The organism is Alkalihalophilus lindianensis (assembly GCF_032843265.1).
Classification (GTDB): Bacteria; Bacillota; Bacilli; order Bacillales; family Bacillaceae_D; genus Alkalihalophilus; species Alkalihalophilus lindianensis.
This window is the reverse complement of sequence record NZ_JAWJBA010000962.1, coordinates 1-239: the sequence shown is the minus strand read 5'-3', so window position 1 is coordinate 239 and position 239 is coordinate 1. Positions and strand designations below refer to the sequence as shown.

The following is a 239-nucleotide window of genomic DNA, read 5'->3' as shown; positions in this document are numbered from 1 at the left end:
AAAAAGTTGCCCAAGATGGCAGAGCATATATGAACACACCAGAAGTGTCAATTCAAAATCCGATTGTTACATTTGCTCCACATGATATGGTAGGAACTATTGCTAGGATGAGGCCATTTCTGGGTCAATTAGGTACAACTCCAGCGCGTCCCCTTCCAGATTCTCACAATGCCGGGGATTTTGGACAAGCCTTAATCGGTGCCCCGCATGATTATGGAATTACAAAAGAACAGCTTGAA

1 pseudogene is annotated in these 239 nt (G+C 43.9%); it reads left to right on the top strand.

Annotated features, from left to right (window positions below):
• Positions 1–239: pseudogene (locus RYX56_RS24970) on the top strand (acetamidase/formamidase family protein); the annotation flags it as partial.